Origin of the sequence: Sorangium aterium (genome assembly GCF_028368935.1) — a bacterium.
In the GTDB taxonomy this organism is placed as follows: domain Bacteria; phylum Myxococcota_A; class Polyangia; order Polyangiales; family Polyangiaceae; genus Sorangium; species Sorangium atrum.
This window is the reverse complement of the sequence record NZ_JAQNDK010000007.1, coordinates 233,405-246,626: the sequence shown is the minus strand read 5'-3', so window position 1 is coordinate 246,626 and position 13,222 is coordinate 233,405. Positions and strand designations below refer to the sequence as shown.

Genomic DNA, 13,222 nt, shown 5'->3' with positions numbered 1-13,222 from the left:
TGGGAGCCTCCCCGAGCGAGGTCGGTTGAGCTAGGCTTTGCGTGTGGTTCAGGCCCTCCCTGCCGGTTATCTCTTCGACCCTGCGGACCCGCGCGCGCCGACGAGCGAGCAGTGGGCGCGGATGACCCCGGCCGAGCGCGCGCGCGTCGTCGACATGCTCCCTGCCGAGGTCCCCCTGGAGCTCATGCCTCCCGAGGGAGACGCGCACCGCAAGGCGAAGCGCGATGCGCTCGACGCCCTGGACGGCTTCTTCCGCCGCACCGCCCGGAAGATCTACCTCTCTTCCGAGCTCGCCGTCTTCTATCCCGGCGAGCCGCGGTTCGCGCCCGACCTGCTCGCCGTTGTCGACGTCGAGCCCCACGAGCGCATGCGGTGGGCGGTCGACCACGAGGGCAAGGGGCTCGATCTCGTGATCGAGGTCCACGTCGCCGGCAGCCGCACGAAGGATCACAAGCTCAACGTCGACCGCTACGCCCGGCTCGGCATCCGCGAGTACTTCCTCTTCGACCGCGCCCGCCTGCGCCTGCACGCCTACAGGCTGCCCGCAGCCCAGGAGAGCGATCCCTCACGCCCGCGCGCCTACCAGCGCATCGTGCCTCAGGCTGGCCGGTTCGCCTCCGAGGTGCTCGGCCTCGATCTGCTGGTCGACGGCCCTCGCCTCCGCTTCTTCGCGGGCAACGCCCCTCTCGAGGACGCGGACGAGATGATCGCTCGCCTTGGCGGGATGCTCGATCAGGTCATCTCCCACCAGGAGGACGCGCAGCGCGTCGCCGAGGAGCTTGCTGCGGAGCTCGACAGGGAGCGGCACCTGCGCGAGGAGGAGCAGCGCCTGCGCGAGGAGGAGCAGCGCCTGCGCGAGGAGGAGCAGCGCCTGCGCGAGGAGGAGCAGCGCCTGCGCGAGGAGACAGAGAGGCAGCTTGCGCAGGCGCGCGCGGAGATAGAGCGGCTCAAGTCGCGCTGAGCGCCTGGCCGGCGAGGGGGATGGCCGCTCGAGTCTTCCTCGCCAGCCCCGCCGCCGCGCCGCTCATCAGCCCTTCAGCTTCGCCGCCAGGAACCGCCGCGCCTTCTCCCACGCGTCCGCCGCGGCCTTGGTGTTGTACCGCTCTCCGGACGGGTTCGCGAAGGCGTGGTCGGCGTCGTACCGGAGCACCTCGTGCTCGATGCCCGCGTCGTGGAGCGCCTTGTCGAAGTCGTTGACGACCTCGGGCGGGATGCCCTTGTCCTGGTTGCCGAAGATGCCGAGCACGGGCGCCTTGATCGCCTTGAGCTGCGCGGGGTCGGTGACGAGCCGGCCGTAGTAGATGACGGCCGCGTCGAGCTCGGGCTCGTTCAGCGCGAGCTTGAGCGACCACGCGCCGCCGAAGCACCACCCGATCGAGGCCGTGCGGGGCGCGAGGACGCGCGCGTCCGTCGTGAGGAAGCGGTGCGCCGCGCGCACGATCTCGATCCCCTTCGCCTCGTCGACCGCCTTCATCGCCGCCATCGCGTCGTCCGGCGTGGTCGCGACCTTGCCGCCGTAGAGGTCCACGGCGAGCGCCGCATACCCGTCCTCCGCGAGGCGATCGGTCCAGTGCTTGATGTGCTCGTTCAGGCCCCACCACTCGTGGATGACGACGACGCCCGCGATCGGCGGCTTCGCGTCCCGCGGCAGGCTCAGGTACGCCTTCGTGCTGGCCACCTCGACCGTCTGTCCTCGCGCGGGCGGGGCCTTGTCCGCCCTGAGCTGGTGGAGGGCCTTGAAGTCCTCCTCCGAGAGCAGCCCGGTCGGGCTATCCGCGGCGCCGGACGACGCCTGCACCGGCGCCGCGGCCCCGGTCGGCGGCTCGACGCGGGGCGTGGGAGACGAGGCAGAGCAGGCGGTCGCGACGAGCAGCGCCAGCGGCGCAGCCAAGCGGAGGCGGCGGAGGTGGGACAGGAGCGTCATGGCCCGCACCCTACCAGCTCGGAGCGGTGCGCCGGAAGCCTCGCCGCGAGGCGTCGCGCCCGCCTACGTCGCGACGCGCAGGCGCAGCTGGCTCGACGCGACCCCCCGCCGGACCGCAGACGCCAGCGTATCCGGGGCGAACGGCTTCGCGACGAACGCATGCGCGCCGAGCCGGAACGCCCGCTCGCGCTCGCGCGGCGAGGACATCGACGAGACGATGACGACCGCGACGTCGCGATGGTGCCGGCTCTGCCGGATGAAACGGATGAGCTCGAGGCCGTCGATGTCCGGCAGGTGGATGTCGATGATCACCGCGTCGTAGGCGCCCCGGTGCATCCGCCGGAGCGCCTCGAACCCGCTCGCCGTCTCGTCGATCTCCACCGCCGGCCCGAGCTGTGGCGCCCCCTCGAGCGCGGCTCGCATGTGCGCCCGCATCGCGGCGGAGTCGTCGATGAGGAGGATGCGGGTCATGCGGGGGTCCGGTTCGAGCTCTCGAGGGGGCGCCTAGTACACCAAAACCGACAAAATCAGAAGCGTCCGTCGGCTTTCCGACAGGCGAGGGCCCCCTCCACGTCCGGCTACGCCTGCACCGTCATCGCCCGGAGGGTCCCACGCCGAGCGGGAGCACGGCGATCGTGCCTCGCCTTCCTCGGACAAGGCCCGCCTGGTCCTCGGGCGAGCGGGCTCATCCTCTGGAACGAGCCGACCTGTACAGGCGGCCGCCAGGCCCCGAACCGTCGCCGCCCCCCGCCGGCAGCCGCTCCAAACAACGGGATCCGCGCTGGTCAGCTGCCCCGCGGCGGCCTCCGAGGACCGGCACGGCCCCTCCTCGCGCCCGCGGCGTGATCATATCGGCCCGTTCCGGGAATTCGTCTGAGTCACACAGGAAACCTTGTGCGCACCGCGCGCGCTGCACTTCTTCGCCAGGGCTGCTTCGAGGAGAGCCCTGGCTCTTCCACTAGGTATCTGGACGAGGCGAGAGAGAGACGAGATGCAACGAGCCCGGCGGCCAGGGCACGGTCCGTGCTCAGCAGGTTGGCGTGAGATGCTCCCGGGGAGGTCGGTCCTGTCCTCACCAGCCGCCCGCGAGTCGACTCGGCCTCAGCATCGGAATGTCCATTTCTCCCTCGGTCTAGAAATCAATCGATCCTTTTGACGACGAGAGCGAGCGACGATATCCCATCTGTGGTCCGTCGCTCCGCGATCGCGCACCTCGGCGCGTCGCCCGGTTCTTACTTAGGAGGGCCAAGCCCGTATGTCCTTGAAGCACTGTCTCACCGTGAACAGCGGGTGGGGCAGCCTGTCCTCGGGCGGCTTCGGTACCCGTGCTCCCCGACCCATCCTCGGCGCGCTCATCCCGTCGCTCGTCATGGTGGCGTGCCAGTCCGAGACCGGGAACGGCGATGACGCCCCGGATGACGCGGCGCCGACGAGCGCCTCCTCGGGGACGAGCGGCGCTGGCGGCGTCGACCGCGGCCCTACCGCCGGCCGCGGCGCGAGCCTGGGCAGCGCCGGCGCTGGCCCCGACGCTGGCGCACGGGCGAGGCGCCGCTCCGTGTCCGGTCAAACCAGGGTGATTGCACGGGTCAGATCGGCGACTCATCGAAGGAGACCGTTGTATGGGTAACAGGCAAGGAGCCGTGCCGCGAGATCTGATCGACTGGGTCTTCAACCGTCGGCAGCCCCTCGTCAAGCTCGGGGCGTTCGCCATCACCAAGCCCGTACTCGTTTCCTGCAGAGAGGACGACGAGATCGGCGGCGACCTGCGCGGGAGCGGCACCGGCGGCGGAGGAGGCGCATGGAACGGCCCTGGTGGCACGGGCAGCAGCACCGCGGGCCCCTTCGCCACCAGCCCGAGCAGCGCGGGCGGCGGCGTGAGCGCAGGAGGCGCCGACGCGCTGGATCCGTTGATCTTCAAGGGCGCCGGCAGCTGCCGATTGACCGCCACCGACATCGGGGGGTCGTCCTTCATCGACGACAGCGAGATCCCGAACGACATCAGCCTGTTTCGCAACGACATCCGGGACGACCACCCCGGCTGCGAGCTCAGGCTCTATGTCCGCCTGCTCGACGCCCGGAACAACCACGAGCCCATCCCCGATGCCGAGGTCTACATCTGGCACTGTGACGCGGAGGGGCACACCAGCGGCTTCGAGCATCAGGACCCCTCCACGCCGTTCACGGGCGCGGCCGAGCGTACGCCGGAGAGCCAGGATCGCTTCTGCCGCGGCGTGCAGCTCTCCGACCGCAACGGGGTCGTGGGCTTCAAGTCGATCTATCCCGGATCGGAGGCAGGGCGGCCGGTCCACGTCCACATGGTCGCTCGCATCAACGGAGCCACGACCAGGCGGATCACGACGCAGCTCTATTTCGAAGCGGACCTCAGCGCGGAGGTCTTCCAGAAGGAGCCCGCCTACGCGGCTCGCTCGACGAACATCCCGGCGTCCAGCCTCAATCCGCCTCCAGGAAGCGTGGTCATGCCGACGACGTACACCTCGGGGCTGGTCACCAGCATTCTCGACATCATCGTCGATGCCTGAGCGCGTGGAAGTCCCCCCCGGGGGGCGCCCGGGGGGCAGTGCGTCACCGTCCCCAGTTCGACCCGGGCCACCCCTCGGCAAGCCGGAACGGCGCCTGCCCGCTGCCTGCCGGACGACACGAAATTTCGAGGAAACAGGGCACCTCTCCCCTTCGCGGCGCCCGCGCGGCGGACAATCTCGCTCCGGGGCGCCAGACTGCGGTAGGGAGGTTCCATGAGCGACACGGATCGGCTGGATCCCGGGAGCATGGCGCGCGCGTTCCGCGAGGCGCGGCGCCGGGGGATGGATGTGGAGCCGGCGGTCCTGTTCCACGACCTGGGGCGCATGCGGGCGCGCATCGGACGGATCGACGCGGCGTTCCCGCCGGGCGCCCTCCACACCGTGGCGATCAAGGCGAACCCCCTCGTCGAGGTCCTGCGGGCGGCGGTCGACTGCGGCGCTGGGCTCGAGGCGGCCTCGCTCGAGGAGGTGAAGCTCGCGCTCGCCGCCGGCTGCCCTCCGGACCGCATCGTCTACGACTCTCCCGCAAAGTCCCGCGCCGACATCGCGGAGGCCCTCGGCCTGGGCGTGCGGCTCAACGCCGACAACCTCGATGAGCTCGCTCGCATCGACGAGCTCGTCCGTCACGAGGGGGCGGCCAGCCGCATCGGGCTGCGCATCAACCCGCAGGTCGGGGCCTCCAGCATCGCCCTGACCAGCGTCGCGGATCGGCGGTCCAAGTTCGGGGTCCCCCTCGAACAGGCCGACGCCGTGCGCGCCGCCTTCGCGCGGTATCCGTGGCTCGCCGGGCTGCACGTGCACGTCGGCTCGCAGGGGTGCGCGCTCTCGCAGCTCGTCGACGGGATCGGCCGCGTCGAGGCGCTGCGCCAGGAGCTCCGGCGCGCGATGGGGCCGCTCGCCGCCGGCACCATGGATATCGGCGGCGGTCTGCCGGTCGCCTACCGGAGCACGGACCGCCCCCCGGCGCTCGAGGACTACGCGGCCGCGCTGCGGCGCGAGGTGCCGACGCTCTTCGAGGAGGGGACCGCGCTGATCACCGAGTTCGGGCGCTGGGTCCAGGCGGGCTGCGGCTTCGCGGTCTCGCGGGTGGAGTACGTAAAGAAGGACTCGGCCGGGCGCACAGCGATCCTCCACCTCGGGGCCGACTTCCTGCTGCGCCGCGCGTATCACCCGGACGACTGGCACCATGACTTCATGGCGCTCGATCCCGAGGCCGAGCCCAAGGAGGGGCCGCTCTCGCCGTGCACCCTCGGCGGCCCGCTCTGTTTCGGCGGCGACGTGCTGGCCCGCGAGCTCGCGTTTCCGGAGCTGTCGCCCGGCGATCTCGTGCTCATCCGCGACACGGGGGCTTACACGCTGAGCATGTGGTCTCGCCACTGCAGCCGCGGCATCCCTGCTGTGCTCGGCGTCGACGCCGACGACATCCGGGTCCTGCGCGAGCGCGAGATGCCAGAGGACGTCGTCGCATTCTGGAGCCGCGACCGCGGCCGGCCATGAGCCCGCCGCGCGGCGTTCACACGGACGTTTCCACGGGAATCCAGCATGTGGCAGCATGGAGCGGCGAGCGCTGCGGCGTGGAGGAGCTGAGATGAGATCGAGCGGAGCTTCGTGGGTCTTCGGGCGATGCGCACGAGCGTGGCGGGTCACGCTCCTGGGAGCCGTGCTGTGCGTGCCGCCGGTCGCCAGCACGGGCTGCGGAGACGACGATGTGACGACCCCCGCCGCGGTGTCCAGCGGCAGCGGCGGCGCGGCGGGCACCACCTCGGGCGGAGGCGGCGCTGGGGGCTCGGGTGGCTCCGGCGGCAATGGCGCTGCCGGCTCCGGCGGCTCCGGCGGCAGCGGCGCTGCCGGCTCCGGCGGCTCCGGCGGCAGCGGCGCTGGCGGCTCCGGCGGCTCGGATGGCGCCGGCGGCGCTGGCGGCTCCGGCGGCTCGGATGGCGCCGGCGGCGCTGGTGGCTCCGGCGGCTCGGATGGCGCCGGCGGCGCTGGTGGCTCCGGCGGCTCGGATGGCGCTGGCGGCTCCGGCGGCGACACCGTGAGCGTGCAGATCATCGCCTTCAACGACTTCCACGGCAACCTGGAGCCCCCGACCGGCAGCAGCGGCAGGATCACCGTGCCTGCCACACCCACCAACACCACCGTGGACGCCGGCGGCGTCACTTACCTGGCGTCGCGCGTCGCCGCGCTCCGCGCCACGAACCCGAACACCGTGGTGGTCTCGGCCGGCGACCTCATCGGCGCGAGCCCGCTCGTGTCGGCGCTGTTCCACGATGAGCCCACGATCGAGGCCATGAACCTCCTCGGCCTCGACATCAACGGTGTCGGTAACCACGAGTTCGACAAGGGCACAGCGGAGCTCCTCCGGATGCAGTACGGCGGGTGCAGCCCGGCCGACGGCTGCACGGACGGCACCTTCTTCCCGGGCGCGAACTTCAAGTTCCTCGCCGCCAACGTCGTCGTCGACACGACGAGCGGCAGGACGCTCTTCCCGCGCTACGACATCCGCGAGTTCGACGGCGTGAAGATCGCCTTCATCGGCATGACGCTCGAGGACACGCCGTCCATCGTGACGCCGATCGGCGTCGCGGGGCTGTCGTTCATGGATGAGGTCGATACGGTGAACGACATCGTCCCGGAGCTCCAGGCGCAGGGAATCGAGGCGATCGTCGTGGTGCTCCACGAGGGAGGGCTCCCCACCGGCCTCTTCAACGAGTGCCCGGGCATCTCTGGCCCCATCGTCGACATCGCCACGAACATCGACCCCGCCGTGGACGTGATCGTCTCAGGGCACACCCATCAGGCGTACAACTGCATCCTCGGCGACAAGATCGTGACGAGCGCGGCGTCGTTCGGCCGCCTGGTGACTGACATCGATCTGGAGATCAGCAAGAGCACGGGCGACGTGACGGCAAAGACGGCGAACAACGTCATCGTGACGCGCGAAGCGCCCGACGCGGGCGTGAGCACCCTGGTGACGCGCTACAAGGACCTCGCGGCGCCGCTCGCCAACACGCAGATCGGCACCATCACCGCGACGCTCGACCGCGCGGTCCCGGCCATGGGCGCCGGGCTGTTCACGATGGGCGCGGTGATCGCCGACGCCCAGCTCGCCGCCACGCGCGACGCGAGGACCGGCGGAGCCGAGATCGCGTTCATGAACCCGGGAGGCATCCGCGCGGACATCACGTACGCGGCCTCTGCCACCGAGCCCACTGACGGGGTGGTCACGTTCGGCGAGGTGTTCACGGTGCAGCCCTTCGGCAACAGCCTGGTCGTGATGACCCTCACGGGGGCGCAGATCGACACGCTGCTGGAGCAGCAGTTCCGGCTGGACGCGGGGGGCGTAAGGCAGAGCCTGATCCTTCAGATCTCGGACGGCTTCACGTACACGTACAGCCAGAGCGCGCCCATCGGCGCGAAGGTCGACATCGCCTCGATCCGGATCAACGGCGTCCCGATCGAGGCGGCGCGGACCTACCGGGTGACGGTGAACAGCTTCCTGGCGACGGGCGGCGACGGCTTCACCGTGCTCAACGACGGGACCGATCGGCTCGGCGGCGCGCTGGATCTGGACGCGCTGCGGGACTATTTCGCGGCGAACTCGCCCGTCTCCCCGCCCGTGCTCGATCGGATCACGGTCGTGCCCTGATCGGCCCTCTGGATCGGTCGTTCACGTCTCGGGTGCCTCGTCACCCGTGGACGAGCTGGCTCTTCCAGCAGATGGCGGATCGCGTAGAAGAATGTTCTGTTCTCACCCCAGCGTCAGCTTGCCGTCGATCTTCAAGCCCAGGAGCGGCTCGCAGGCCGAGTCGTTCGCCTCGACGCAGCCCGTCTTCCCCTGGAACGCCGTGCCTACCTGCGGCGCCCACCAGCCCTCCAGGCACGCAGGCTCGCCCCCCTAGCTGCGCGGCCTTCGTGCGTAGAGGAAGCGTGCATAGCCGATCTCGGCGGCGTTCTTCGTGAGCTCGACGTTGGCCCACGCGATGACATCACCGAACGGACGGTCCTGAAAAGGCCATCGCGTCCGTCGTGTCGAGCGCAGGTCGTCGTCGGTCGCCTGCTCGATCACCGCTCGCCACTGGCCTTGAAGCCTTCCGAGCCACGCGCGCACGTCGTCGGCGTTGCCAGGCCACGTCACGTCCTCGCGAGCGAGAGCGCCGTCGCCGAAGGCGTGGTCGAGCACCATGGACCACCAGAAGCCGAGATGCCACGTCAGCCACGCGACGCTCGGCGGGCCGAGATCGTATCCCTCGTGCTCCGGCCAGTCGGCGCGCCACTGGCCATCGGGGGTTTGACGAACGTGCAATCCCTGGTCAGCAGGGCGCCACAAGCACTCTTCGGTGGAAAGCCCGTCGAGGTGAAAACTGGTGAGCTGCCAGGCTATCTCGAACTGCCGTAGCAAGTAGCCGCCGACCTCGCTGGCCATGGACGAGGGAGCGGCGTCAGGGCTGTCGCATCGCATGGCCCCGAGCCTAGCATGCCCGCTGCCCCTCTTCCTGCCCGCGCGCCGAGACCAACGGGATCCGCACCGCGCCCGCCGGATCCCCGTTGATCGGCCCTCCTCGGAGGACGACTCCCGAGCTTCCGGCGACAGGCGATCATCATGACAGCTCCGGTCGGTCACGCCGAGCGAGTCCTGGGAGTGCTGTCTTGCGTAGGACGCGTGATGCTACTTCAAGGAGGCGCGCGGGATCCCCGTGGCATCAAGACATTCTCATGAGCGGGGTCTCATCGAGCGGACAGCGTCGACCGGCGAGGGGCGCCCGCCGGCGCGGCTCGAACGCGCCCGGCGGTCGGTCGACGCAGCTGTGGGAAGGAAGCGAGCCCGCTCCCTCAGGCCGGATTCACCGCGATCTGCATCTGGGCGATCACGATGTCCCCTTCCAGCACGGCCTTGGCACGAAGCCCGCTGTTGCCGGCTTCGTCGGCCTTGATGGCGCCCTGGTAGTAATTCGCCAGGCTGCCGGTGGTGCGCGCCTTGTACGGATCGTACTTGGTATGAACGGAGTCGGTGAAGGCGGGATCGAAGTAGAACTGCGTCGTGAAAATGTGATCTCCACCCTGGTACGTGGTGCGCCCCTTCGACATCGACCCCTTCTTGAAGCAGACGAAGTGGATGTGAACGTCGCGGCCGTTGTACCAGCCGGGGAAGATGCTCCGGAACGAGACGACGCCGTTCGCGTCCGTGGTCTGCACGCCGCGACAGAAACGGTCCGTGTTGTTGAGATCGTTCTGCCCCGGCCTGCCCGTGTACGGCGCGTCGGGCTTCTGCTCGTTGGCGCCACCCCTCGTCCCGAAGCCGCTGTAGAACCCCTGCCCGTCCGTGTGCCAGATGTAGACCTCCACGCCGGCCAAGCCCACGCCATTGCCGTCGCAATCGGGCTTGCTCATGTCGAGCACGCGCAGGTGGAGATGCATCTCCACGCCGGGCGGCGCGCTCTCATTGTAGCGACCACGAATGTCCTGTCGGACCAGGGAAATGTCGTCGTTCTTCTCGAGCTCGTGAATGAAGAAGGGGCCCTGGCCGGCGCCGTCCGTCTTGTTGAGCGCCCTGCACGTCGGCACATTGTCGAACGGCGGCGCCGTGAGGCCGTCACCGCTGCCGCTACCCCCACCACCTCCCGTGCCCGGCTCGGAGCCTCCCTCGCCTGAGCCGCCCGAGCCCGCCGTGGCGCTGGTGCTGCCCGGTCCCGCGCCGCCCGAGCTCGCCGTGGAGGTGGAAGGGTCGGCCCCCCCGCCTCCCGAGCCCGAGCCCGAGGCCGAGCCCGTGGACCCGCTGCTCCCGGAGCTCGTGGAGCTTCCGCCGCCGGTGCCTCCGGGCTCCTCCGACTCGCCGCCATCTCCGCACGACACGGTGACGGCAATCACCCCCAGCCCCAGGAGCGCCTGGCGCCGGTCAACGACCTTGAACAACGGGCCCTGGGTCTCGGTATCTCGTTCCTTGCTCATAAGAAACTCTCCTCAGGTGGTCCGATGACCTGTCCGTCCGGCGGACAAGGCGCCGAAAAGGCGACAGCATCTTCCCAAGAACGGCGACAGTAAAGCATGGCGCCGCGGGGCGTGGAAGGCGGGACCCGAGCTAATCCCACATTCCCGCCCTCATGTAGTTATCCTCCGCTGTTTCACGCGCTTCGGCGCGTCATGGATCGAGGGTGACGGAGGCCTGCGCGCCACCCTGGATCCACGTGCGAAGAACCTCGATCGCCGCTGGGAATCCCGTGGTTCGGGCCGGCATCGGTCGCTTGTTGCATGTCCCCTGGCAGGAGGCCCCGCGGCCAGCGGCTGTGGAGTAGGACGAGGCCCCTTCGATGCACGAGTGCGTTGTGGACACGGCGCACTTTTGCAGAATGGATGCGAGTCGACAAGGGACCTTCTGTCGCCCGAGACGCCAGGGAGGCGGGCTCTACCGCGAGTGATGCCAGCACCCGACGTGGTCGACGTGCTTGCAGCCCAGACAGAGCTGCGAGAACGCGGTTTCAATGGGAGTCTTCACGATCCGGGCGTACTGGATGTCGAGCGTCGCGCGACTCCGCCGTTGGCGGGCGGCGCGGCCGAACGGGGGGCGCTAGTCGTTCACCGCACGACCATGATCGGGCAGCGGTGGCCACACCATCCGCTGCCCGGCCGCGAGCGCGGGCGAACGATGGATGGCGGGCGGCGCCGCGAACGACGCCTCCGGCGTGCCGCCGGCCGCGGCGTCCCTCGGCCACCAGTCCATGCTGAGGTGGATGTGGTGATGGTGATATGGCCACCCCTCGCCGTACGCCATCCGGTCCGAGAAGCTCGCGAGCTCGTCGTCGGTGATCTTCCGCCGATCCCGGGCCGGAAGAGCGTTCAGCCTGGCCGCCGTCCTCGAGAGGAACGGCGCGATCACCTTGTCCACGCCGACGACGCGCGTGCGGGGCGAGCGGAACAGCCGGGCCATGAAGAACGCCTCCCGCTCGAGGTCGACGATGTGCTTCCGCTTCGCCGCCGAAGAGCAGTACCCGTCCTCGTGCTTCGACCCGTCTCCGCAGATGATCTGCCCATCATTCGATCCGTCGGTCTGGAAATAGGCGATGTCGATGTTGCCACCCTGGTCGTGCGTCGACTGGGGGTGACGCGGGCTGTCGACGTCGTAGCCGGGCGTGACGCCGTTCATCTGGCAGACGTCGATCAGCGAGAGCGGCGTCGTGCCCGGGAACGCCCGCATCGTCTCGGCGAGGGCGTCCCGGACGAGCATGATGAGCTCGCGCCTGGCAAAGCGGTAATTGCTGAACGTCTCCCAGACGTAACCGCCGCCGACCACCGAGTCGTCGGGATCGGGGAACGGGAACGGCAAGAGCCCGCCGCCGCCCTCGCCGAAGCCGGCGCACTCGTCGAACGAGAAGCCGGCGTCCACGCAGCTCGGGCCATCGACATACGGAGTCGATGTCACGTCCAGGCCATAGGTGTTCTGCGCGCCGTCATGGCCGACGACCCGGACGAAGTACTCGGCGCCACCCCGCTCGGAGTAGAATCCATAGAACTCGGTGTCCGTCTCTTGATCGCGGTACGAGTACGGGTACTGCGCGCCGTCGCGCGAGCCGAGCAGGCGGCCCACGCCGTCATAGACCACCAGATCGATGTCCCCCGCGGCCTGACGGAACCGGATGCCCACGCGGACGATGGTCCGCTCCGGCACGACGATCTTGAACCAGTCCTCGTCCCCCTCGCAGAGGGTGAGCTCGTTCGTGACGCCCGTAGGCGCGGTCGCCGCTGCTCCCAGGTCGTCGTTGGGCTCGAGGGCGTCGCCCTCGGCGCCGCAGCCGGAAGGGCCCTTGCGGCACTCGCCGCCATCGCAGGAGCTGCCCTCCGGGCACCAGCCGGACGGGACGTCGGGTGAGCACGCGACCTCGTCCGATACGCAGAGCTCCCCGAGGCAGGTCGTGCCCTCCGGGCAGGTCGACGCGGCGTCGCAGCCAGCGTAGCAGGCCGACCTGCCCTCGCCGTCGACGGTGTGACACACGTAGCCAGGCCGGCAGTCGAGATCGCTGCCGCAGGTGTTCATGCACACGGGCGAGCCGCCCTCCGCCGCGGGGAAGCAGCCCGCGCCCGGCCCGCACTGGTCGTCGCTCTCGCAGTCGAAGGCGAGGCAGTACCCCTCCACCCAGCCGTTCGGCGACGAGGGGTCCTCGTCGCGATAACAGGTCCCGCCGCGCAGCGAGCACGCCTCCTCGTCGTCGCAGGCCGCGCCGACCTCCCCGGCGCCGACCGTATCCTCCGCGCACGCCGCGCCGCAGGCCGCGTTGCACCCGTCGCCGCGCCGAGGAGAGCACAGGCCATGACGGTTCTGCACGCCATCGCAGGTCGCTGGATCATAGAGGGGGTAACACACCCCCGAGTCGGAGAGGATGTCCGTGTTGAAGCAGCGAGAGCCGGGCGCGCAGCCCTGCTCGCTGTTCGGCGCCGTACACAGCCCCGCCGCGCGCTGCATGCAGATGCCGAGCATGCAGACGGCCGCCTCGCCGTCGCAGTCCGCATCGCAGCTGCAGCTCGCGCCGACGGGCTGGTGCTTCTGGCCCGCTCCGCCGCTCTGCAGCTTACTGTCGCCCGTCAACTCCGATTCCCATGGGTCCACATCACACGCTTCCAGAGAACCCATGAGCGCCGGCACCACAACGAAGAGCCATCGCCAATGCAGATCCATGTCACCCTGCCTATTGAGAAGTGCGAGACCGCACCTGGCGAGCGTTCTAGTCACAGGCGAGGGGTAACTGGTTATTGAAAAGAGCGCATG

Annotated in this window: 9 protein-coding genes; 4 read left to right on the top strand and 5 right to left on the bottom strand. The window is 69.8% G+C overall.

All coding sequences use genetic code 11. The annotated features are described in order from the left end of the window. Window positions 1-43 precede the first annotated feature (43 nt). Complete coding sequence (locus POL72_RS48815) at window positions 44-961, top strand: Uma2 family endonuclease (RefSeq protein WP_272104143.1); 918 nt, start codon at window positions 44-46, stop codon at window positions 959-961. A 66-nt stretch (window positions 962-1,027) separates the two neighbouring features. Here POL72_RS48815 and POL72_RS48810 read toward each other — a convergent pair whose 3' ends face one another. Both POL72_RS48810 and POL72_RS48805 read right to left on the bottom strand, forming a co-directional pair. Next, the gene (locus POL72_RS48810) at window positions 1,028-1,924 is read right to left on the bottom strand and encodes a dienelactone hydrolase family protein (RefSeq protein WP_272104141.1); all 897 of its coding nucleotides are present in this window, start codon (window positions 1,922-1,924) and stop codon (window positions 1,028-1,030) included. A 63-nt stretch (window positions 1,925-1,987) separates the two neighbouring features. Continuing rightward, window positions 1,988-2,395: a response regulator gene (locus tag POL72_RS48805; RefSeq protein ID WP_272104140.1), complete on the bottom strand. Its 408-nt coding sequence runs from the start codon at window positions 2,393-2,395 to the stop codon at window positions 1,988-1,990. Between the two features lie 1,148 nt (window positions 2,396-3,543). Here POL72_RS48805 and POL72_RS48800 point away from each other — a divergent pair. The 3 genes from POL72_RS48800 to POL72_RS48790 all read left to right on the top strand — a co-directional run bounded on the left by POL72_RS48800 (window position 3,544) and on the right by POL72_RS48790 (window position 8,113). Then, window positions 3,544-4,464, top strand: a complete 921-nt coding sequence (locus POL72_RS48800; RefSeq protein ID WP_272104138.1) for a dioxygenase family protein — start codon at window positions 3,544-3,546, stop codon at window positions 4,462-4,464. A gap of 213 nt (window positions 4,465-4,677) precedes the next feature. After that, on the top strand, window positions 4,678-5,961 hold the full coding sequence (locus tag POL72_RS48795; protein WP_272104136.1) for a type III PLP-dependent enzyme domain-containing protein: 1,284 nt from the start codon (window positions 4,678-4,680) through the stop codon (window positions 5,959-5,961). Window positions 5,962-6,052: 91 nt separating this feature from the next. After that, window positions 6,053-8,113 (top strand): bifunctional metallophosphatase/5'-nucleotidase, encoded by a 2,061-nt coding sequence (locus POL72_RS48790; RefSeq protein ID WP_272104135.1) that lies wholly within the window; start codon window positions 6,053-6,055, stop codon window positions 8,111-8,113. Window positions 8,114-8,362: 249 nt separating this feature from the next. On the opposite strand, the gene POL72_RS48785 is transcribed toward POL72_RS48790, so the two are convergent. From POL72_RS48785 to POL72_RS48775, 3 genes are all read right to left on the bottom strand, one after another. Next, entirely contained in the window at window positions 8,363-8,890 is a 528-nt protein-coding gene (locus POL72_RS48785) for a DinB family protein (protein WP_272104133.1), read from the bottom strand. A 407-nt stretch (window positions 8,891-9,297) separates the two neighbouring features. Beyond that, window positions 9,298-10,413 carry a peptidase associated/transthyretin-like domain-containing protein gene (locus POL72_RS48780; protein ID WP_272104132.1) on the bottom strand — a complete coding sequence of 372 codons (1,116 nt, stop codon included), beginning with the start codon at window positions 10,411-10,413 and terminating at the stop codon, window positions 9,298-9,300. Between the two features lie 616 nt (window positions 10,414-11,029). Beyond that, entirely contained in the window at window positions 11,030-13,042 is a 2,013-nt protein-coding gene (locus POL72_RS48775) for a PPC domain-containing protein (RefSeq protein ID WP_272104130.1), read from the bottom strand. Between the last annotated feature and the right edge of the window lie 180 nt (window positions 13,043-13,222).